At 68.6% G+C, this 24048-nt stretch carries 8 protein-coding genes; 7 read left to right on the plus strand and 1 reads right to left on the minus strand.

What is annotated here, in order from left to right; translation table 11 throughout:
- The first annotated feature begins 237 nt into the window (after window positions 1-237).
- Together AAFP35_RS02260 and AAFP35_RS02265 are read left to right on the plus strand one after the other, a co-directional pair.
- Window positions 238-17676: an amino acid adenylation domain-containing protein gene (locus AAFP35_RS02260; RefSeq protein WP_419219891.1), complete on the plus strand. Its 17439-nt coding sequence runs from the start codon at window positions 238-240 to the stop codon at window positions 17674-17676.
- A complete protein-coding gene (locus tag AAFP35_RS02265; protein WP_419219892.1) occupies window positions 17673-18536 on the plus strand; it encodes a glycosyltransferase family 2 protein in 864 nt (287 codons plus the stop codon). Before AAFP35_RS02260 ends, AAFP35_RS02265 begins: the two co-directional genes overlap by 4 nt.
- Window positions 18537-18559: 23 nt before the next feature.
- Here the strand turns inward: AAFP35_RS02265 and AAFP35_RS02270 are convergent, their stop codons facing one another.
- Window positions 18560-20239 carry a hypothetical protein gene (locus tag AAFP35_RS02270; RefSeq protein ID WP_419219893.1) on the minus strand — a complete coding sequence of 560 codons (1680 nt, stop codon included), beginning with the start codon at window positions 20237-20239 and terminating at the stop codon, window positions 18560-18562.
- Between the two features lie 105 nt (window positions 20240-20344).
- On the opposite strand from AAFP35_RS02270, the gene AAFP35_RS02275 reads away from it, so the two are divergent.
- The 5 genes from AAFP35_RS02275 (at window position 20345) to AAFP35_RS02295 (ending at window position 23898) form a co-directional block, all read left to right on the plus strand.
- Entirely contained in the window at window positions 20345-20827 is a 483-nt protein-coding gene (locus tag AAFP35_RS02275; RefSeq protein ID WP_419219894.1) for a glutathione peroxidase, read from the plus strand.
- Window positions 20828-21022: 195 nt separating this feature from the next.
- A complete protein-coding gene (gene purS / locus AAFP35_RS02280; RefSeq protein WP_419219895.1) occupies window positions 21023-21262 on the plus strand; it encodes a phosphoribosylformylglycinamidine synthase subunit PurS in 240 nt (79 codons plus the stop codon).
- 10 nt (window positions 21263-21272) lie between these two features.
- Window positions 21273-21953 carry a phosphoribosylformylglycinamidine synthase subunit PurQ gene (gene purQ, locus AAFP35_RS02285; protein WP_419219896.1) on the plus strand — a complete coding sequence of 227 codons (681 nt, stop codon included), beginning with the start codon at window positions 21273-21275 and terminating at the stop codon, window positions 21951-21953.
- Window positions 21953-22624, plus strand: a complete 672-nt coding sequence (locus AAFP35_RS02290; RefSeq protein WP_419219897.1) for a hypothetical protein — start codon at window positions 21953-21955, stop codon at window positions 22622-22624. Before purQ ends, AAFP35_RS02290 begins: the two co-directional genes overlap by 1 nt.
- A gap of 14 nt (window positions 22625-22638) precedes the next feature.
- Window positions 22639-23898, plus strand: coding sequence for a M18 family aminopeptidase (locus AAFP35_RS02295; RefSeq protein WP_419219967.1), 1260 nt, complete (start codon window positions 22639-22641; stop codon window positions 23896-23898).
- Window positions 23899-24048: the final 150 nt, after the last annotated feature.

The raw sequence follows: 24048 nt of genomic DNA on the forward strand, positions 1-24048 counted from the left end.
AAGGTTAGCCTGTGCTAATTTAGCGTAGCCAATCCGTGCTCGTGCGGTGCGGCGCTCACTGTAGACGATGACCGCCGGTGCGAGCGAGATCGTGCCGGGCCCCATCGGGCGCGTTGCGCCCCGCGGGTGGCCGTCGGATCGGCGAGAGTGATCCGTTCCGCCCTCGGGATCGTCGTCACCGGGTTCACCAATCCGGTGGAGGCGTGCTCGAAGCCTGGTTAGAAAAGTTGAAACACTGTGACGGTCAACGATGTTCACGCTGTTGCGCCCGATGGTGGGACTCCAGGGGAGGGGCCCGAGGACGAACTCGTCGTGCCGTTGTCGGCGGCACAGCGCAGTATCTGGTTCGCGCAACAACTCTCACCGGACACGCCGCTGTCCATCGCCCAGTACGTCGACATCGACGGTGACCTCGACACCGAGTCCCTGAGCGCAGCAGGCCGTCAGGCCGCTCGTGAGTTCGGCACGGCGATGGTCCGTCTGATCCCCGCCGAGGCATCCGACGTCGCGGCCGAACCCGTCCAGTACTTCGACGATTCGCTGCGCGACGAGACGATCCATCTGGACTTCCGCGGTCGCCGGGATCCGGTCGCCGCGGCGCATGTCTGGATGGACGACGAGTTCCGCCGACCGCTGGACCTCTTCGCGGACAGGCTGATCGAGTCCGCGACTCTTCGTGTCGCCGATCGCCGATGGTTCTGGTACACCCGCGTCCACCACATCCTGCTCGACGGCTACGGAGCATCCGAGTTCGTCGGACGAATCGTTGCGCTCTACAGCGCACGCGCGACCGGTGCGGACCCCGCGCCGTCGCGCGCGGGCACCCTGGCCGACCTCCACGCCGACGATGCCACCTATCGCTCCTCGACCCGATTCGGGCGGGACCGCCGACATTGGGCGCAGCGGCTTCGCGACCTGCCCGAGCCGGTCCGTCTGGCCGATCCGGTCGAGGGCGCCGGGACGCGGTCGCGCACGGTCGGGGACTCCCTCGACCCGGGTCTGCAGGCCGATGTCGACGCGTTCTGCGCCGAGCACTCGGTGACCGTGGCCGCGCTGGTCACCGCCACGGCGGCACTGTACGTCGCCCGAATGTCGGGCGTCGACGAGATCGCGTTGAGCCTGCCGGTGTCGGCCCGCACGAATGCACTGTTGCGCCGGTCGGGCGGGATGGTCTCCAATGTCGTACCGATCCGCGCGCGGGTCACCGCGCACACCACGATCGCCGAACTCGTCGCAGCCGTGACCGGAGAGCTGAGTGGTGCCTTGCGTCATCAGCGATACCGGTTCGAGGACATGCGCCGGGAGCTGACCGACCGGACCGCTGTCGGGAGAGGCTTTTTCGGCCCCGCCGTCAACGTGATGATGTTCCGTGACCAGGTCCGCCTCGGCGACTGCACGGGCCGCAGCTACATTCTCAGCACCGGCCCCACCGAAGACCTCGCCTTCACCGTGTACTCGGGGACCGGTGGCGTGCGCATCGATCTCGAGGCGAACGCCGCCGCCTATCCGGCCGACGACCTGGTCGCCCATCATCGCCGGTTCGTGATCCTGCTCGGCAATCTCGTCCGGGCCGGTCTGCACACGCGAGTCGCCGAACTCGACATCGTGACCGACACCGAGCGTGCTCGCTTCGTGCCGGCGCGCGGCCGACGGGCGGTCGACGCCACGCCGCTTCCGGACCTGTTGTCCCGGACGGCCCTCCGCCATCGGGAGTGCGCGGCGTTGGTGGCCGGTGACAGGTCACTGCGTTACGGAGAGCTGTGGCAGCATGTGACTCTGTTCGCGCGCGACCTGATCCGTCTGGGCGTGGGGCCGGGGACCATCGTCGCCGTGCTACTGCCCCGAGGGATCGACTCGGTGATCACCGAACTGGCGATCCTCGCGGCGGGCGGCGCCTTCGTGCCGATCGACCCCGCACTGCCCGACGAACGCATCACGCACCTGCTCACCGACAGTGGAGCGCGGCTGGGGGTGACCGGGCCGGGCGGTAGCGGCCGGTCCGACCGTCAGGTCGGCGAGAACCGCGTGCGCTGGCTGAACGTCGACGAACGGCCGACTGCTGCCCACGGTGCGGTGCATACCGAACCCGTCACGGACGCGGACCGACTGCGGCCGTTGCTCGTCGATGATCCCGCATACGTCATCTACACCTCGGGATCGACGGGCACACCCAAGGGGGTGGTGACCTCCCACCGCGGTCTGGCGTCCTTCGCCGACGAACAGATCCGACGCTACGGTGTCGGACCAGGCTCGCGGACACTGCATTTCGCCTCCCCGAGCTTCGACGCCGCGGTGCTCGAACTGCTGCTGGCCTTCGCATCCGGTGCGACGCTGGTGGTGGTGGCGCCCGATGTGTACGGCGGTACCGAACTCGCGCACGTGTTGCGCTCGGAGCGCGTCACGCATGCGTTCATCACTCCCGCGGCTCTCGCCTCGGTCCCGCCCGACGGGCTCGAGGATCTCGGGACCGTCATCGTCGGGGGCGAGGCGTGCCCGCCGGAACTCGTCGCCCGATGGTCGAGCGGGCGGCGGATGTTCAACGCATACGGACCCACCGAGACGACGGTGATGGCGACGCTGGCCGGTCCGTTGCACGCAGACAGGGCCCCGGACATCGGTACGCCGATAGCGGGGACGGCCGTGGTCGTCCTCGATCATCGCCTGCAGCCTGCGGCGATCGGAGCCACCGGCGAACTCTACATCGCCGGATCCGGTGTCGGACTCGCCTATCACCGGCGGCCGGGACTCAGCGCGGCCCGATTCGTCGCCGATCCGTTCGGCGTCCCCGGTTCCCGTATGTACCGGACCGGAGATCTCGTGCGGTGGACTGCGTCTGGCGATCTCGAATATCGGGGGAGAGCCGATCGACAGGTCAAGGTCCGTGGCTTCCGCATCGAACTGGGAGAGATCGAATCGGCCATCGCGGCCGTACCCGGCGTCGACGTCGCGATCGCGGAGGTCCACACGTCGATCGAACAGACACACGAGCAGCGGCGAGCAGGTCTCCGGCAACAGCGGATGCTCGTCGGCTATTTCACGGGCAGTGCCGACCCGGACGCCGTCCGCGAACGGGTGCGCGCCGGGCTGCCCGCACACATGGTGCCCGGCGCGATGGTACGGCTGGACACCGTCCCGCTGACCTCGTCGGGCAAGGTGGACCGTGCGGCCCTGCCCGCGCCAGACGTACACGGTGTCGCCTACGAGGCCCCTCGTTCGGATGCGGAAAGAACTGTGGCACAGGCATTCGCTGCAGCCACCGGCGTCGATCGGGTCGGGCGCGACGACGACTTCTTTGCTCTCGGGGGCAACTCGCTGAGCGCCACACAACTCGTCGCAGCCCTGGCCGCTGATCTCGGCGCCGACATCGCGGTCCGCTGGGTGTTCGAGTCTCCGACGGTGCGGGCGCTGGCGGGGCGTCTCGACGACGCGGTGACCCGAACGGTCCCGCCGCTGCGCACCGGAGGTGTCCTCGACGCCGTCCCGGTCTCCCCGCAGCAGCAGCGGATGTGGATCGTCAACCAGGTCGACACGGCTTCGCCGATGTTCAACATCCCGCTGGCAGTGCGCTTCCGTGGCGCGCTGGACGCGGCCGCGCTCGCCGCTGCGGTCGCCGACCTGGTGGAACGCCACGAAACACTGCGCACCACGTATCCCGACGGACCTCACGGGCCCACCCAGCACGTCCTGGCGGCCTCCGCGGTGGACGTCTCGGCCGTGCGGGAACCGGAGACCATCGACTCAGGCGCGGTGGAATCGCGCCTGAGGAGCCTGGCGACAACGGGTTTCGACGTCACCACCGAGGTGCCTCTGGCCGTGCGTCTGTTGCGGCTCGCCGCGGACGACCACGTCCTGGTGTGCGTCGCTCACCACATCGCCGCCGACGGATCCTCGACCGCCCCGCTGGCCCGGGACCTCGGTGTCGCCTATCACGCCCGCCGTCGGGGCACCGCTCCGGGCTGGGCGCCGCTGCCGGTGACCTATCGCGACTACACCGTCTGGCATCGCGCGATGATGGGCAGCGAAGCCGACGCAGAATCGGTGTCCGCTGTGCAGCTGGAGTATTGGCGCCGCAGGCTGTCCGGTCTGCCCGACCTGCTCGCCCTGCCCACCGATCGGCCCCGACCTGCCCGGGCCGGTGGCCGCGGTGGAGAGCTGCGCACCACCGTCGACCCGGATGCCGTTCGTGGTCTGCGCGCCGTCGCGGCCGCGACCGGGACCACGCCGTTCATGGTCGCTCACGCCGTACTGGCGGTGACCCTCTCCCGGCTCGCCGGCAGCACCGACATCGCGGTCGGCACACCGGTTGCCGGGCGAGGCCATCGAGACCTCGCCGAGCTCGTCGGCATGTTCGTGGGCACGGTCGTCCTACGCACCGAGGTCCGGCCGGAGATGACGTTCGCCGAGTTCCTCGCCGACGTGCGCGACACCGACCTCGAGGCGTTCGAGCACGCAGACATACCGTTCGACCGGCTGGTCGATCTGATGCGGCCGCGACGCTCGGGTGCCCACCACCCACTCTTCCAGGTCGGCTTCTCCTACCAGAACATCGCCGCCGCCACCGTCGTCGTCGACGGTGTGGACGTCGAGATCCTCGAGCCGTCCCTGGGCGTGGCGAAATCGGACCTGCACCTGACGATCGTCGAGGACGGCGCAGGCAGCGGCGCGATGCGCCTGCAGTGGGACTACGACCGAGACCTGTTCGACCACAGCACCATCGAACGATGGCATGACCTGTGGCTGGCCGTGCTCGCGGCCGTCGTGGACGCCGGGGACACGCCGATCGGAGACCTGGCGCGGACCGCGGGTGACGGCGCTCTCGCCGGGGCCCGCAGCGGCCGTGCCGATACCACTCTGGTGGCACTGCTCGAGTCGGCCTTCGAGCGACACCCCCATGCGCCGGCACTGCTGCCCGACGGCGACGCGGTCGCGGCGACGACGTATGCCGAGACCGCTGTGCGGGTGCATCGACTGGCACGCAGGCTGATCGAGGCCGGGATCGGGCCGGAGGTGCGGGTGGCGGTGGCCATCGCGCGGTCGACCGACCTGGTGGATGCGGTGTTGGCGGTGTTGTGTGCCGGTGGGGCCTACGTGCCGATCGATCCCGCCGCATCCGCCGAACGTAACCGGATGGTGCTCGACTCCTGCTGCCCCGCGGCCGTCCTGACCGTCGGGAACGATGTTGCGGGCCTTGATGACCTGCCGTTTCCGGTGATCGACGTGCGCGACACCGGGCCGGGCTCGGCCTGTGTCGCGGACGGGGGACCGATCGTCGATGCCGATCGGACGGCACCGCTTCGACCGGCCAACACCGCCTATGTCATCTACACCTCCGGATCCACCGGGACGCCCAAAGGCGTTGCCGTGTCACACCGTGCCATCGCCGCCCAACTGCGGTGGAAATCGCGGGCCTTCCCGGTGGATGCCGGCGACACGCTGATCCTCAAGACACCGCTCACCTTCGATCTGTCGGTGTGGGAGCTGTTCTGGCCGTTGATCAACGGTGCCCGACTCGTCCTGGCAGCGGCGGACGGACACCGCGATCCGCGTTATCTGGCAGCGCTCGTCCGGAAGTCGGGGGTCACCGCCGCCCACTTCGTGCCGTCGCTGCTCGACGCGCACCTCGACGCGACGGCCGACAGCGGTGTGCCCGCGCGCCCACTGCCCCGGATCCTGTGCATCGGTGAACCCCTGGGCCGCGCCACCGCAGAACGCGCGGCGCACACCCTGGCAGGTGAGGTCGTCAACCTCTACGGTCCGACGGAGGCGGCTGTCGGCATCACCGTCCACGAGTGGGACCGCGGGCACCGCGCTGCGGCGACCGTACCGATCGGCGTCCCGGTCGACGACTCGGCCGTCGTGGTCCTCGACGCCCGTCTGCACGAGGTGCCGATCGGCGTCGTCGGCGAGTTGTACCTGCGTGGCATCCAGCTGGCGACAGCCTACGAGGGACGCGCCGATCTCACCGCCGAACGGTTCATCGCCGATCCCGCCGGTGGGGGAGATCGCCTCTACCGCACCGGCGACGTGGGGCGGATCACCGCAGACGGCGAATTGGAGTTCCTGGGCCGCAACGACTTCCAGGTCAAGATCCGAGGTCAGCGGATCGAACTCGGCGAGATCGAGGAGGCCGCCACACGCGATCCCCGGGTGGCCGCGGCAGCTGTCACCGCACACGCCGACACCTTGGTGATCCACCTGGTACCGGTCGGAGAGGTGACACCGCAGGCGTACACCCGAGACGTCCTGCGTGAACTTCGTGACCGGCTGCCCGCCTACATGGTGCCGACCGCCGCGGTGGTGCTCGCCGAACTCCCTCGCGGAATCCACGGAAAGGTCGATCGCGCCGCGCTTCGGGCGCCTGCGCGGGTCTCGACGGGGTACGTCGGCGCGCAGACCGACACCGAGCGGACTCTGGTGGCACTGCTCGACGAGTTGCTCGACGCACCAGAGCCGATCAGCCGCACCGACGACTTCTTCGACCTCGGTGGCAATTCTCTTCTCGCCGCGCGACTCTCGGCGCGGATGACGGACACCTGGAATGTCGCACTGCCCGTTCGCGTCGTGTTCGACGCCCCGACGGTGGGCGAACTCGCGCACCGGATCGATGCCGCGACGGCCGCCGATCGTCCACCGATGGGCGTCGCGACACGGCCGAGTGTGCTGCCGCTGTCGCGCCCGCAGCGGCGCATGTGGCTGCTCGATCAGATCGAGCCCGGCACCGCCCTGTACAACCTGCCGTTCGCACTGCGAGTCGTCGGCCCCCTCGACCCTGATCGTCTGGAATCGGCGCTGCGGTATGTGCTCGATCGCCACGAGATCCTCCGCACGACGTATGCGGCCGTCGACGGTGTTCCCACCCAACGGATCCACACGACCGCGGATGCGCTGGCGCGTGCCGACATCGATCTGAGTGGGTGCGACGACGACGTCTCGGCGATCGATGCCGATGTGCCCGGCCTGGTTCTGGCAGTCGCCTCCCGCGGATTCGACCTCGCCGCCGAGATCCCTTTGCGCCTGTCGGTCATCCGCATGGGTGCCGACGTCCATGCGGTGATCGCCGTGGTCCACCACATCGCGGCCGACGGCTGGTCGGTCCGACTGCTGGTCGCCGATCTGCTGGCCGGATACGCGGGGCACACGCGGACGCAACCACGGCTCCAGTACGCCGACTACGCGGTGTGGCAGTCGGCGATGCTCGGTGACGACGGAAACGACCGCCACCCGTCCGTCGTCCGTCAGCTCGATCACTGGCGTACGACTCTCGCCGGGTTGCCCGGACCGCTGCCGTTGCCGACGGATCGCACGCGTCCGGCCCGCCCGACGCACCGCGGCGCGACCGTCGAGTTCGTGGTGGAGCCGGAGTTGGTCGGCGCTGTCGTCGAGTTCGCCCGTGCCCGCCGGGCGACGCTGTTCCATGTGGTGCACGCCGCGCTGGCCGTCGTCCTGGCACGATTGTCCGGCGCTGCCGACATCGTGGTCGGGACACCGGTCGCCGGCCGCGCGAGTGGGATGCTCGACGAGGTCGTGGGCATGTTCGTGGAGACGGTCGTCCTGCGCACGCAGGTGGACCCGGACATCACTCTGGACGAGTACATCGGGAACGTCCGAGCGGTCGACCTTGCCGCGCAGACGAACTCGGAGATCCCGTTCGACGAGATCGCCGACGAGTTCGAGCCGGATCGCGGTGGCGCCCACCACCCGGTGTTCCAGACGATGCTCGCCTTCGGCGAACCGACCCCCGACGCCCTACACGGTGGCGATCTCACCGCGACCCCGATCCCGGTCGAGATCGCGTTGGCCCGCTTCGATCTCCACCTCACCGTCGACGTGCCGGAGACGACTCCGGACGGGGAGTCGCTGCGGGCTCGGTGGACCTATGCCACCGACCTGTTCGATCACACGACGGTGACCGGATTCGCCGACATGCTGCTCCACGTACTGCGCAGCTTCGTCGCGGCATCCGACATCGCTTCCCCGCGCCTGCACGACATCGACGTGCTCACCGCCGACGATCGCCTCACGATGCTGCGACGGTGGGGGACAGCACCGCGGACGCCGACCGACCCGTGCGTTCGCACCTTGCCGGAGTTGTTGGCCGCCAACGAATCCGGTGTCGCCGACGCTGTCATCGTCGACGAGGGGTCGACGATGACGGTACCCGACTTCCACCGATGGGTGGCACGCACCGCCCGCGCCTTCATCGCCGCCGGGGTGGCGCCGGAACGTACCGTCGCGATCGCCGTGCCACGGTCGGTCGAGATGCTCGTCGCCATCCACGCGGTGGTGGTGGCGGGCGGCGCGTACGTGGCGATCGATCCGGCACAACCGGCGGCGCGTGTGGCGGCGATGATCGACATCACCGATCCGGTCCTGGTGGTGGGCGACGAGTCGATCGCCCCGAAGCTGCCGCCCCGCTACGCCGACCGCGTGATCGACCCGACCGATCGGCATCTGGGCCGAGACGACGCGGTGATCGCCGACGGCGATCGCCGTGCACCGCTGCTGCCCGCCCATCCGGCCTACATCTTGTTCACCTCGGGATCGACCGGCGTGCCCAAGGCGGTCACCGTGAGCCACGAGGCGATCGTCAACCGGCTGGACTGGATGCAGACCCGACACCCGATCGGCGCCGACGACGTGGTGTTACAGAAGACCCCGATCACCTTCGACGTGTCCGTGTGGGAGTTGTTCTGGCCGTTCGCCACCGGAGCCGATCTGGTGATCGCGTCACCGGATGCCCACCGTGATCCGATGGTGCTGGCCGAATTGATCCGCGCACACCACGTCTCGGTGATCCACTTCGTGCCCACCATGCTCGACGCATTCTTGGCGGCGGACACCTCGCCGGCCGACGTCGACTCGCTGCGGCTGGTGTTCACCAGCGGCGAGGCACTGGGCGCGGGAACTGCGGCGGCCGTGTTGGCCGGCACATCGGCAGAGTTGCACAACCTCTACGGGCCCACCGAGGCCGCCGTGGACGTCACCGCGACGCAGGTGCTGCGCGACGCCTCGGATCTGTCGATACCGATCGGACGGCCGACCGCGGGCAACCACGTCCACGTCCTCGATCACCGGCTGCGTCCGGTGGCCGCCGGTGTGGTCGGCGAACTCTACCTCGGTGGGCTGCAACTCGCCCGCGGCTACCACGGACGCGGCGATCTCACCGCGGCCCGCTTCGTCGCCTCGCCGTGGGGCGACGGTGGTCGCCTGTACCGCACCGGCGATCTGGTCAGGTGGCGTCGCCCCCGCGACCGGGAGACCGACCCGGTGCTGGAGTACCTGGGACGCAGCGACTTCCAGGTGAAGATCCGTGGACAGCGGGTCGAACTCGGCGAGATCGAGAGTGTCCTGCATGCGCATCCGGGCGTGGCCGCCGCCGTGGTGGTGGTGCACGACGACCCGCGGTCGGGAGCGCAGCTGGTGGCACACGTCGTGCCCGCCGAGACCGAGCCGGAACCGGTGGCCGCAGCCCTGCGTGCACACTGTGCACACGCCCTGCCCGATCACATGGTGCCCGCGCACGTGACGATCGTTGCGGCCCTGCCCATCACGAGCAGCGGAAAGGTCGACCGCGCAGCGTTGACTCCGCCGGCGTCGTCTCATGGCACCGGTACGGCGGCACGGACCGAGACCGAAGCGGTCGTCCTGCGAATCATCCGGGGGTACCTGGGTGAGGATTTCGGGGTCGACGACGACTTCTTCGAGGTCGGCGGCAACTCGTTGGTCGCAACCCGCGTGGTCGCCGACATCGCGCGAGAACTGGGTGTCCGGGTGCCGGTGCGCGCGGTCTTCGAGGGCCGCACAGCGTCGGCGGTCGCCGCGGCCTCCGACCGTGCGATGGCCACGCCGTCGGCTCCGGTGGCCCGGCCGTCGGAGATCCCGTTGAGTCCGGTCCAGACACAGATGTGGCTGCACAACCGGCTAGATCCGACATCGTCGGCCTACCTGATCGTTGCGCCGGTGCGCATCCCGCAGCGCCTGGACGCCGACGCGTTGCGCGCGGCGATCGGCGACGTCGTGGATCGACACGAGATCCTGCGGACGGTGTACCCGGAGGGACTCTCCGGGCCGCATCAGCAGGTGGTGCCGATGACGCGTGTGCGGCCCGGCGATCTGCTGCGGATCCTCGAGGGTGCGGACGCGCCCGGGGACGCGGCGCAGGCCGATGCGGTCGCCACGGCGATGTCGATGACCTTCGACCTGACCGTCGATCTGCCCATGCGTGTGGTGGTCCGGGAGACGGGCACCGAGACCGTTGCCGTGCTCGCCGTCCACCACGTGGCAGCAGACGGCTGGTCGCTGCGCGTACTCGCCGCGGATCTGCATCGCGCCTACACGGCCCGGCTGTCCGGTCGCGCGCCCGAGTGGGCGGCGTTGCCGCTGCAGTACGCCGATCACGTCCTCGCCCGTGCCGCGCGACTCGGGAGCGCCGACGATCCGGACTCCGAACTGTCTGCGCACCTGAGCTACTGGTCGCAGCGGTTGGCCGGCGTGCCCGCGGTGTCGGCGCCCGAACCCGATCCCCGGATCGACGAACCGTCGCGGGTACACCACCGGGCGTTGGAACCCGCGGTGGTCGAAGACATCCGTGCCCTCGCCGGACGCACACACAGCACCGTCTTCGCCGTCCTGCACGCCGCACTCGCGGTGGCGCTCGGCCGCTCGGGTGTCGGGCGTGACATCGTCATCGGTACGCCGGTGTCGGGGAGACACGAGGCAGAGGTCGCCGATCTCGTCGGCATGTTCGTCACGATGATCCCGCTGCGCACCGCCATCGACCCGACACAGGGATTCGGCAGCGCGGTGCAGAGCTCCCGCGAGGCGATCGTCGGTGCCGTCGACCACGGCGCACTCGACGTCGAGGAGATCGTCGACCGACTCGGGATCACGCGTGACGGGGCCGGCGCCCGTCACCCCCTGATCCAGGTGACACTGACCCTCGACGGTGACGAACATCCCGCCGCAGAGGCATCCGTCGTCGGTGCACCGCTGCGCCTGGACATCCCGATCGCTCGTTTCGATCTCGAGTTCACCGCCACCACGACGTCCGACGGCGGCGTGGACCTCGCCGTGGTGAATCGGCCAGAGGTCTACCGGAGCGAAACGGGGGCCGCGGTACTCGATCGGTTCGCTCGGGTGCTGCGCCAGGCCGTCGCCGATCCGGAGATACGGCCGGTCGACGGGGACCTGCTCACCGACACCGACCGGACGACGATCGCCGCCCTGAGCGGCGCTGCGCCGGCCGAACCCGTTCTGCTGCACGATATCCTCGCACACGCCGGTCATCGGCTGATCGGTCGAGACGAGGGAACTCACGGCCGGGAGCTCGGTGCGTCCGAGCTCGCGGCCCGCGCGAACCGTTTGGCGAGGGTACTCATCGCGCGCGGAGCCGGCCCCGAATCGGTGGTCGCGCTGTGCATACCGCGATCGGTGGAGTCGGTCATCGCCCTGCGAGCGGTGGCGGCGACGGGTGCCGCCTTCGTCCCCGTGGACCCGGGATACCCGGCCGACCGGATCGCCTTCATGCTGGCCGATTCCGGCGCCTCGCTCGTGGTCACCACCGTCGCGGCCCGGGATGCGATGAGCGACGTGGTACCCGAAAACGTGCACAGCACAGTACTTCTCGACGACCCGGTGCTGCGTGAACAGATGGACGCGTTGCCGCACACAGATATCCGTTCGACCGAGTTGCCTGCGGCTCGCCATGTCGACCAGCTGGCCTACCTGATCTACACCTCCGGTTCCACGGGGCGGCCCAAAGCCGTCGCGATGACCCACCGCGGCCTGTCGTCGTTCGTCGCCGAACAGCGACGGCACGGGGTGCGACCGGACAGTCGCGTCCTGCACTTCGCATCGCCGAGTTTCGATGCCGCCGTACTCGAGATCCTGTTGGCGGCTGCAGTCGGAGCGACCACCGTGATCGCGCCCACCGACATCGTGGGTGCCGACGACCTCACCGCATTCCTGCGGTCCGAGTCGATCACGCACGCCTTTCTGACACCGGCCGTCTTGGACTCGATCGACCCCGGGCCGGATGCCGACGACCCGCTGCCCCGGCTGCAGACGGTGATCGTCGGCGGCGATGCCTGCGCACCGTCGACCGCGCAGCGCTGGATCGGGTTGGGCAAGCGCTTCTTCAACGCCTACGGCCCGACCGAATCCACGATCATGGCCACCATGTCGGGCCCGCTGCACGACGTCGCGGCGGCGGTGCCGATCGGTCGCGGCATCGCGGGGGCCGACATCAGGATCCTCGACGAGACCCTGTCCGACTGCGCGGAAGGGGTGCCCGGCGAACTCCATGTCGCCGGTCCGGGATTGGCGCGTGGCTATCACGGGCGCCCCGGCCTCACCGCGGCGACCTTCGTGGCCGATCCCTACGGCCCGCCGGGCTCGCGTCGGTACCGCACCGGTGACCTCGTCCGCGCCGACCGCAGCGACTCCGAGGTCGAGCTGATCCACCTGGGCCGCACCGATCAACAGCTCAAGATCCGCGGACACCGCGTGGAAACCGGGGAGATCGAGGCGGTGCTCCGCTCGTATCCCGGTGTCGCGGCGGCGGTCGTCACCGGGCGACCGGGTGTCGACGGGACGACGGTCCTCGTGGCATACGTGGTGTCCGAGAAGGGCAGTGCACACGGAGGGTCGACACCGGATCTCACCGGACTCGACGCGCATGTGCGCGCGTCCCTTCCGGTGTACGCCGTCCCCGCCGTCACAACCGAGATCGGCTCACTGCCACTCACCCCGGCGGGCAAGGTCGACTTCCGGGCCCTGCCCACACCGGAGTTCGCCGTCGCCGGTTATGTGGCCCCCACCACCACAGACGAACTCGTCGTCACCGAGGTGTTCGCCGGGCTGCTGGGCCGGGAACGAATCGGACTGGCGGACAACTTCTTCGATGCCGGTGGGAACTCGCTGAACGCAGCTCAGGCGGTGGCGCGGATCCGTGCCGAGACCGGACGTGAGCTGTCGGTGCGCGACCTGTTCGACGCGCCCACTGCCGCGCTCCTCGTCGACCGTCTGCGTGCGGCGTCCGCGTCACACGGCCCGACGGTCGGCGACCTGCCACGGCCGGACCGGATTCCGCTGTCGCCTGCGCAGCAGCGGATGTGGTTCCTGAACCGCTACGATCCCAGTGCTCTCACCGAGAACATCCCTGTCGTGCTGCGCATCTCGGGCGATCTCGACGTGGACGCCTTCACCGCGACGATGTCGGATCTCGTCGAACGGCACGAGGTGCTTCGGACGGCCTATCCGGATGCGGGCGACGGGCCCCATCAGGTTGTTCGGCCCGCGCCCGCCGACGCGCTGCGCCTGACGCCGGTGTCGGAAGCCGACCTGCCCGAGGCGATCCGCCAGATCACGCGTACGGCCTTCGACGTCACCGCCGGCCCACCCGTGCACGCCGAACTGTTGATCATCGATTCCGTGCGCGCCGAGTACGTGTTCGTCCTCGTGGTGCACCACATCTGCGCGGACGGATTGTCGATGGTCACCCTCGCCGCCGAGCTGACCGCGGGGTATTCCGCACGGGTGCGGGGTGATGCGCCAGCGGTGTCGAACCCTGCGGTGTCGAAAACTGCGGTGCAATACGCGGACTTCGCCGTCTGGCAGCGTGCGCTGCTCGACGCCCCGGACGGACCGTCGGCGAGGCAGTTGCAGGATTGGTCCCGACGACTGCGTGGAGCGCCGCCGGTGGTCGATCTGCCGACCGACCGACCACGACCGGCCCGACCGAGCGGTCGCGGCGGACGCATCGATTTCGTCATCGACACAGATCTACGGACGAGGATCGCCGATCACGCCGCCGCACGCGGGGCGACGCCGTTCATGGTCGCTCACACGGCACTGGCGATCCTGCTGGGACGGCTGGGGGACAACCGTGACGTGGTGATCGGTACCCCTGTCGCCGGACGCGGTGAGCATCGTCTCGACGGTGTGGTGGGCATGTTCGTCAACATGCTGGCGCTGCGCACCGACATCGATCCCTCGACGACCGGTGACGCGGCTGTCGCGGCGGCCAGAGACGTGGCCCTCCACGCCTTCTCGAACACCGACGTCCCGTTCGATCGGATCGTGGAGTCGCTGGACGTGCCCCGCGGCGTCGCCCACCACCCGGTGTTCCAGGTGGCGCTGTCCTTCCAGAACATCGGACCGCTCGAGATCTCGTTGCCGGGTCTCGACGTCGAGGTGATCGACGATCATCACGAGATCGCCGAGTTCGATCTGCATCTGACCCTTGCAGACCGGTGGACCGCAGACGGGACCCCGGACGGCCTGATCGGTCAGTTGGTCTATGCCACCGACCTTTTCGACGACGACACGGCCACCGACTTCACTCAGCGATACGTCCGGATCCTGACAGGTCTACTCGACGAGCCCCACCGGCCCGTCGGAGACCTCGACCTCCTGACAGATATGGAACGTTCTCGAATCGACACCGCTGCAGCGTATCCGACACATCTATCGCATGGTCTCGCCGACGGTTTCCTCACACAGGCCCTGCGGACCCCGGATGTCGACGCCGTGGTGAGCGGCGACCGCATCCTCAGTTATCGCCAGATGGCCCAGCGGGTGACTGCGTTGGCCGTCACGTTGATGGAGCACGGAGTCGGACCGGAAGACCGCGTTGCCATCACCGCACCGCGCGGTCTGGCGCAGCTGACCGCGATGTACGCCGTGGCGATGGTGGGTGCTGCCTATGTCCCGGTCGATCCGGTTGCGCCGCAACGGGCTCGACTCATCCTGGACACCGCGGAGCCCGTACTGGTCCTCGGTGTCGGCGGTGCGGCACCCGACCATCGTCGATACCTGGATCTGGACGTGCTCGACCTCGACGCCGGCCAGGGGACGATCGGGGAGTCCCGAACCGCCGCGAGCCGTCCGGCGAACACCGCGTACGTGCTGTTCACCTCCGGATCGACGGGTGTGCCCAAGGGGGTGAGCGTCTCGCATGCCGCAGTCGGCGAACAACTGCGATGGATGCAGGAACGCCACCCGATGGGCCCGGGCGACTCCGTGCTGGTCAAGACGTCTGCCGGCTTCGACCTGTCCGTCTGGGAGTACTGGTGGCCGTTGCAGACCGGTGCTCGGGTCGTGCTGGCCGATGAAGGGGCCGAGCGTGACGGCCGCGAGTTGTCACGCGCCATGACGACCCATCGCATCACGGTGCTCCCGACGGTCCCGTCGGCGCTCGCAATGGTGCTCGATGCCGGCACTCCTCCGGAATCGCTGCGTACCGTCCTGTGCATCGGTGAGGAGCTGCCCGCCGAACTGGTGCATCGCCACCGCGACAGCGGCTCGCGTGCCGAAGTCCACAATCTGTACGGGCCCACCGAATGTGCGGTGAGTGCGACCGGTCACGAGGTGACCACCGTCGGTGACCGGATCCCGATCGGCAGACCACAACCATCGGTGACGCTCCGGGTGCTCGACAGGCGTCTGCAGCCGGTGGCCCCGGGAGTCGTCGGTGAGCTCTACCTCGGCGGTGTGCAGCTGGCACGGGGCTACCACGCCGATCCGGGTCGCACCGCGGCCTCGTTCGTCGCCGACCCGATCGACGGGACCCGGATGTACCGTACCGGTGATCTGGTGCGCTGCAACCGCAACGGCGAACTCGACTATCTGGGACGTAGCGATCATCAGCTCAAGTTCCGTGGTTTCCGGATCGAGCCCGGTGAGATCGAGGCGGCGCTGCGTCGATGCGCCGGTGTCGAGGATGCGGCGGTGACGGTGATCATGGAGGGCGGCGACGACCGGCGTCTGGTCGGCTTCGTGACGGGGGACGCTGCCCGGCCGGGTGACGTCGCCGCCGAGATCTCCACCTCGCTGCCGGGATATCTGCGGCCCGAGATCCACGTACTCGACGCCCTCCCCTACAACGACAACGGCAAGGTCGATCGTGCTCGGCTGCCCCGACCATCCCGGATGCGCAGCGTCTATCGCGCGCCGCGAACCGACACCGAGCGACGCGTCGTCGACGTGGTCGCCGAGGTCACCGGTGCCCCACGGGTCGGGCTGTCGGACAGTTTCTTCGATCTCGGTGGGAACTCGTTGTCGGCGACGCGGGTGGCGTCACGCCTGGAGGCCGATCTCGACTGCCGAATCCCGGTGCGGCTGCTCTTCGACAGTGCCGACCTGGAAGAGTTCAGCGCCCGGCTGACCGGACTGCCGACCGACGAGCGGAGCGATCCGCGCCTCACCCGGGGCACTGACGACGGCTGGACCGGACCGGCTTGCGACCGGCCGATCCCGGCCTCGGCGCCGCTGGCGCCTGCGCAGCGACGCATCTGGGAAGCCGTTCGCGCCGGCACCGGACGGGACTGGAATGTGCCGATCGCCGTGCGGTTCACCGGCGAACTGGACCTCGACGCGGTCGCGTCGGCGCTCCTGGACCTGCTCGACCGGCACGACGCTCTGCGCACCTGTCATCGTGATCGCGGAGATGGACCGGAGTTGGTGGTGCTGCCGACCTCGTCGTTGGCGGCCACGATCTGTCGCGGTCTCACACCGATGCCGATCTCCCCGGATGCGTTGTCGACGGTGTTGTCCGGGCTGGCGTGGACCGCGATGGACGTCGAGCACTGGGCGCCGATTCGGGTGCACCTGCTGGCACTGGACCGCCACACGCATGTGCTCCTGCTCGTGGCGCATCACCTCAGTGTCGACGGCCGGTCGATGGCGGTGCTCGGTCGAGACCTGATCACGGCCTTCGTCGCGCGCAACAGCGGGGTCGCACCCGTCTTGGCGCAACCGCAGGTGCGTTTCGTCGACTATGCGCGCTGGCGGACCGAGTTGCTGGGTGACCGGTCGGCCCGGACCGACGAGTTCCGGCGTCAGCTCGACCATTGGCGTCGACTGTTCGGTGCGGACGAGGCCGGACTGTCGGCGAGGGCTCAGCTGCGTACCGATGGCCGTCGTGGCGAGGTGTGGGATTCGTCAGGCGCCGCACTCGAATTCGAGATCGATCCGACCCTGCACGAGGCGATCGACACCCTCGCGCGGGATTCGTCGGTCGGCGTGTTCGCGGTGCTGCAAGCGGCGTTCGCGGTGCTCCTCGCCGACCGCGCCGGTCACCCTGATGTCCATGTCGGCACGGCCAACGCGAACCGAACCCATGTCGCTGTCGACGGTGTGATCGGCAACTTCGCCGAGGACCTGCCGATGCGACTCGACGTCACCGACACCCGGACCTTCGGCCAGGTGATGCAGCAGGTGCAGGAGCAACTGCTCGGCGGGCTCGCCAACCCGGATATCTCCGTGCCCGACCTCGTCGACGAGTTCGGACTCGTCCGTGACCCCGGCGGCTCGGCAGGCCATCCATTCTTCGCCACCACCCTCATCCTGCAACAGACGACCGTCGAGGAGGCCGCGATGTCCGAACTCGATCTCGCCGGGGTGCGGATCGCCCGAGAACCGTTGGCCAACACGGTCGCCAAGCATGAACTCGAGGTCACCGTGCTCGAACTGCGAGACGGGCAGACGCAGCAGAGACCGGCCGGTATGCGCGGCACCCTGCTCTACCCGGTCGCCCTGTTCGAGGAGGCGACGGCGGAGGAGATCGTGCGTGGACTCCTCATGGTGCTGAGGTCCGTGACCGCTGCCGCGGGTACCGCAGCCGGGCGGGCCGCCCGGTCCGTCGATGTCGCCACCCTGAGGAGGTCGCTGCGGTGACCGCATCCGTCGTGATCGCCTACCACCGGGGTCTGCCCGACCTGGAGGTCCAGCTGAATGCACTTGCACAGCAAGACCATCCAGGGGCGTTCGAGGTCATCGTCAGCGACAACGAGGGCAGCGCCGAACTCCGGCGACATGTCGACGACCACCCGTTGCGTGACCGATTGGCGCTGCGCTGGGTCGACTCGTCGGACATCGCAGGCACCTCGCACGCACGTAATGTGGGCACCCGCTGCGCTGCACACGATTTCATCGTCTATTGCGACCAGGACGACGCGGTCCATCCGGGCTGGCTTCGGGCGATGGTGACAGCAGGACGCGACGCCGATCTCGTCGGGGGACCGTTGGAGTCCGAGACCCTGAACGATCCGATCGTCGCCGCCTGGCGGGCGCTGCCGGATCCGGAACGTCCGGTGGTGCTGGGACGATTTCTGCCGATGACGTTCGGCTGCAACCTCGGAGTGCGTCGTGAGGTGTTCGACGCCGTCGGTGGATGGGACGAGTCCTATCCGACGGCCGGTAGCGACGTCGAGTTCTGTTGGCGTGTACAGGTCTCCGGTCACAGGTTCGCATTCGCCCCCGAAGCGATGGTCGCCTATAGGTACCGCACCGGAGTGCGGGAGACCTTTGCCCAGGCGGTCGACTACGGGCGCGAAGAGGCCCGCGTTGCCGAACAGTTCGGCGCTCCCGGCCGCCAGTGGTGGTGGTTCCCGATCCATGCGGGGGTGGTGGTCGCGCTGTGCCCGGTGTGGCCGTGGGCCTGGTCGCGACGACGACGCGGCGAATGGTCGTGGGTCACCGGCAATCTCGTCGGCCGCGTGTGGGGCAGTCTGCGCCACCGGGTGATCTACCTCTGATCTGATCCGAGCGACCGAACTGCTCAGGGTCGTCGGGCCGCGCTCGTGGTCGGAGTCCGGTCGGCGCGAGATCCGCTCGGCCCTGCGTCTTTGTGTGCCTGTGCACCCAGCCCGGTTCCCGATGTGTCGTCTTCGCGCAGGCACAGGTCGCGGATCACGTGATGGTAGGTCTCCAGACCGTAGGTCAGGGGAACCCCGAGCAGCGTGGATGCGATACCCACCGGGCTCAACGGGGTGGTGATGCCTGCGGCCGAGAGTAGTGGGCCCTGCAGGAGTCCGCCGATCGTGCTGAACAGATGCAGCGCCAGATGGTAGGCGTAGTAGGACGCCGTCAGCGACTTCGTGACGGTGAGGTCGGCCAGCGGAACCGTTGCCCGCGGATCACCACCGGCGTTGATGTTGTGACCGAGCCCGATCGCGATGTTCAGTGGCGCCCCACCGATGTAGGAGAGCTGTCCGCCGAGCAGCGATGCGAGTGCCTCACCCTGGGTGAAATCGGCCGTGTCGGCGGGAATCAGGTTGTGCGGGATCGGTGTCGAGCGCATCGAGCCGAGGATGCGTCGCTCCTCGGCCCGGATGCGAGCCTTGGCGGTGTCGTCGTCGACGAGTCCCTGGGCGTAGCCGGAGGTGCGCTGCACGATCCGACGCAGTGACAACGAACCGATCGGGGTGCACGTCTCGGAATCGGCTAGCGCCACCTGATCGGCGATTTCCCGGATCATCGGCGGGATGGGAATGTCATAGGCGGCGTTCGGATCCGGCATTCCGGCGCGAGATCTCTGCGCCTCGGTGATCCGCGCGACACACGAGTTCAGCAGCGACCGAGCGGTGTTCTGATACAGCTGCTGCAGCAGGTTTCGTGAGGCGAACACGAAGACCTTCAGGATCGAGTTGTAGGTGAACGAGCCGGCCAGCGCTTCGAGTCGGGTGCCCGACAGTGGACTTCCCATGTCCGGCAGCACACCGAGGCCGACCTGCAGCGGTGCGAAGACACCGGCGAAGAGGTAGAGCCAGGCCGTCTCCACCGCCTGGACCATCGTCAGATTGCCGACCGGGATCGCCTCGTTCTGCTTGCCGTCCCGAATCTTCAAGAGCGCCACGACGATCCACTGCGAGATCGGCGTGCGGTACTTCACCACGGGATCGTCGCTGTCGGCGCCCATGGCGAACGGATTGTCGGAGACGGCGAGGGTGGACACGTGCAGACGCTGCATGTCGCGGCGTGCCGCGGCCGCCTGTCGGCGTGCGGTGTCGCGGAACTGGGCGGGGATGGTGGGCAGCAGCGACTCGAAAAGGGAGTCGTAGACCACCGACAACGTGACGAAATCTCCACTGGCGCAGGTCTTGCGGCCCGCCTCGGTGCCGCTGTCGCCGAGCAGGGGTCGATTCGATCGGGCGATCCGGTCGGCTCGTTCGCGGTAGTCCTCGGGTGAGTCGGTCTCGGCGGTGGGGGACTTCGGCGTGGCCCGTGTCGTCGAGGCCGACGGTGCAGTGGTGCCCGACGGCGTGCCGGTGGCGACGGCCCCGTGCCCCGACGTGGAGGTCGCCGTGAGGGCGACGAGGGCAACCATCGCGACCGCGAGTGCCCTCGGTGTCCATCGCATCGGCGTCGATGACGCGCGTCGTGTCCCGTGCCCGGACTGCACCAGTGGATCCCCGTATCTCGACAGTGCGACGGCTTGCTCGTTCGAGCCGTTCGGCACGGAAGGTTAGCATGACCTAACCTGGTCGGCTCGCTGTGGCATCGCGCCGATCAGCGTGGGCCCAGCACTCCCCGGCGGCGTCGGTCTGCACTAACGTCGTGTGATGTGAGCAACGTCAAGGACATCCCCGTCAAGGCGCTCGACGGCAGCGCACTGAACCTCGCCGATTTCACCGGACCGTTGCTGGTCGTCAATGTCGCCAGCAAATGTGGTCTCACCCCGCAGTACACGGGTCTCGAAGAGATCGCCAAGAAGTACGAAGACCGCGGACTGACGGTCGTCGGCATGCCGTGCAACCAGTTCATGGGCCAGGAGCCGGGAAGTGCCGAGGAGATCGCCACGTTCTGCTCGACCAACTACGGCGTGACGTTCCCGCTGCTGGAGAAGGCTGACGTCAACGGCGACCACCAGCATCCGCTGTACTCGGAACTGACCAAGGCCGCCGACGCCGACGGTGAGGCGGGCGACGTGCAGTGGAACTTCGAGAAGTTCCTCGTCGGAGCCGACGGCACCGTCGTCAACCGGTTCCGTCCGCGTACCGAGCCGACGGCACCCGAGGTCATCGACGCCATCGAGAGCGTTCTCTGACGCCGGTCGGAGTGCCGCTCGCACCTCACCCGGTCGCGCCTTCGTCTCGGGGTTCTCTCCTCTGATCGGGGAGCGAACACGGGACGGGGGAGCGAACCCGATCGGGCATCGGGTCGACGCCGCGCGAAGCTCGCGGGTCCACCCGGTAAGCTGGGGCGGAGTTTCAGCGCACCAGTGAGAACGGAGCAACTGCCCATGGCGCGAGTGGTGGTCGATGTGATGCCGAAGGCCGAGATCCTCGACCCCCAGGGGCAGGCGATCGTCGGTGCCCTGGGGCGGCTCGGATTCTCCGGGGTCGCCGACGTCCGGCAGGGCAAGCGGTTCGAGATCGATGTCGACGACACGGTCGACGACGTGACGCTCGAGCGCATCGCCGAAGAACTCCTCACCAACACGGTGATCGAGAACTTCAACGTCTCCCGCGTCGCGGACTGAGGCCGACGACATGACAGCGCGTATCGGCGTCATCACGTTCCCCGGCACCCTCGACGACGTCGACGCTTCCCGGGCTGTCCGACTCTCCGGTGCCGAGCCCGTCGAGCTGTGGCACGGTGACGCCGACCTCAAGGGCGTGGACGCGGTGATCGTGCCCGGCGGTTTCTCCTACGGCGACTACCTGCGCGCCGGTGCCATCGCGCGTTTCGCGCCGGTGATGGGTACCGTCGTCGAGGCGGCGGGCAAGGGGATGCCGGTCCTCGGGATCTGCAACGGTTTCCAGGTGCTGTGCGAGGCAGGCCTGCTCCCCGGCGCCCTCACCCGCAACGATGGTCTGCATTTCATCTGCCGCGACCAGTGGCTCAAGGTGGAGTCCAACACCACCGCCTGGAGCAGCCGGTTCGAACTCGGCGCCGAGATCCTCATCCCGCTCAAGTCGGGTGAAGGACGCTATGTCGCGCCTGACCGCAAGCTCGAAGAACTCGAGGGCGAGGGCCAGATCGTGTTCTCGTACGCGGGGGACAATCCGAACGGCTCGTCGCTCGACATCGCGGGCATCTCGAGTCCGGACGGCCGTATCGTCGGCCTGATGCCACATCCCGAGCACGCCACCGAGGCACTGACCGGCCCGAGTGACGACGGCCTCGGTCTCTTCTACTCCGTCATAGATTCCGTCCTGGCCTCTGCCTGATGACGTCGCTGATCCTGGCACTGATCGGGGTCGCCATGCTCGCGCTGTGCGGGCTGGCACTCCGGCTGTGGACGCGGGTCGGCTCCATCGCGCTGCTGCTCGCGGCCATCCTCGTCGGACTCGCCTATGACAACCTCGCCATGGCGATCGGCCGATTCGTCGGCTACGGCGACGTCCTGCTGGCACTCAACGTGCCGCGCTTCTGGATTCACGCCATCGCTACGCCGCTGGTGATCATCGTGGCCGGCAATCTCGTGGAACGTCTCGGCGTCGGGCAGATCCACGGCCGCAACATCACGCTCGGCGGATGGGCACTGGTCGCGATGCTGATCCTGATCGGCATCGTCGAGGCGGCGCGTGCCCAGCTGGTGCCGGAGAACGCCGGTGACGCACTGCGATACACCGACGCCGCGACATCGGGCCCGCCGCTGCCGGCGATCATCACCGTGCTCGCGGTCATCGTCGTCGGCGTGATGGCATTTCGTTACGCGGGCTTCCCGTGGCTGTTCTTCGGCGGGCTGGTGATGCTCGTCGCGGCTGCCGTGGGCGGCGTCGTGTTCTGGATCGGCAATCTGGGCGAACTCGTACTCATGACATCGGTGATGGCCACGCTGGCCGCCGTCGCGGGGTATCGGGTGCCGTCGTTCGCTTCGCTGGGAGGAATCAGGTGACCGCACGACCGACCATGAAGACCACCGCCACGGCCGAGGGGCTCGGAGCGTTCATCGACGCTTCCCCGTCACCGTTCCACGTGTGCGCCACCGTCGCGGCCGAGCTCGCGGCAGCCGGGTACACGCGTCTGTTCGAGGATCAGGACTGGGGGCAGGCGACGGGCCGCAACTACGTGATCCGCGGCGGTTCGATCATTGCGTGGGACTCCGGCGACGACAAGGGCTTTCGTATTGTCGGCGGCCACACCGACAGCCCGAACCTGCGGCTCAAGCAACGCCCGGACAAGACGTCGGCCGGACTGGGGATGGTGGCGCTCGAACCCTACGGTGGCGCGTGGCTGAACTCGTGGCTCGACCGTGACCTCGGTCTGTCCGGACGACTGGCCTTTCGGGTCGGATCGGGCGTGGACCACGTCCTGGTGCACGTCACCGAACCGGTGTTACGGGTGCCGCAGTTGGCGATTCACCTCTCCGATGATCGCAAGGGCGTCTCGCTCGATCCGCAACGCCACGTCGACGGACTCTGGTCGCTGGACCCGGACGGCCCGGACATCCTGGACTGGGTCGCGTCCTATGCGGGGGTGGCGCCGGGTTCGGTGCTCGGCTGGGAGTTGATGACCCACGACGTCACTCCGTCGCGGCTCATCGGCGCCGAGCGTGAGTTGCTCAGCGCGCCTCGACTCGACAATCAGGGCACCTGTTACGCGGGGCTGCGGGCGCTGCTGGACGGCGCACCGTCGGCACACACCCGAATGCTGGCGCTGTTCGATCACGAGGAGGTCGGCAGCGGGTCCGAACGCGGTGCGGCATCGGACTTCCTGGGGACCATCGTCGAGCGGATCGTGTTGGCACGCGGGGGTTCGCGCGCCGACTACCTGGCCGCGATGGCCGCCAGCGTGTGTGCGTCCGGTGACATGGCCCACGCCACGCACCCGAACTATCCCGAACGACACGAACCGTCCCATCGGATCACCATCAACGGTGGCCCGGTGCTCAAGGTCAACCAGAATCTGCGCTATGCGTCGGATGCGGTGGGGGAAGCCCTGTTTGCGGTTGCCTGCGACACGGCCGGGGTGCCGATGCAGCGCTACACCCATCGTGCCGACCTGCCGTGCGGCTCGACCATCGGGCCGATCACCGCGAGCCGGACCGGCCTGACCACCATCGACGTGGGCGCCCCGCAACTCGCCATGCACAGTGCCCGCGAGCTCATGGGCGCCGCGGACGTGCCGATGTATTCGGCTGCCCTGCAGGCATTCCTGGCCGCGTCCTGATCGGTCGGCCCACCTGGCCAGTCGGCTCCGAGGCGCTGGTCGAGGTCGTGTTGATGCCTGGTGTGTGATCTCGATACGGGTCCTCGCTACGCTCGGTCCCTACTCGATCAGCGGGTGGTGGGGTTGGTCCCTACTCGAGCAGCGGGTGGT

Origin of the sequence: Gordonia sp. CPCC 206044 (assembly GCF_048537895.1) — a bacterium.
In the GTDB taxonomy this organism is placed as follows: domain Bacteria; phylum Actinomycetota; class Actinomycetes; order Mycobacteriales; family Mycobacteriaceae; genus Gordonia.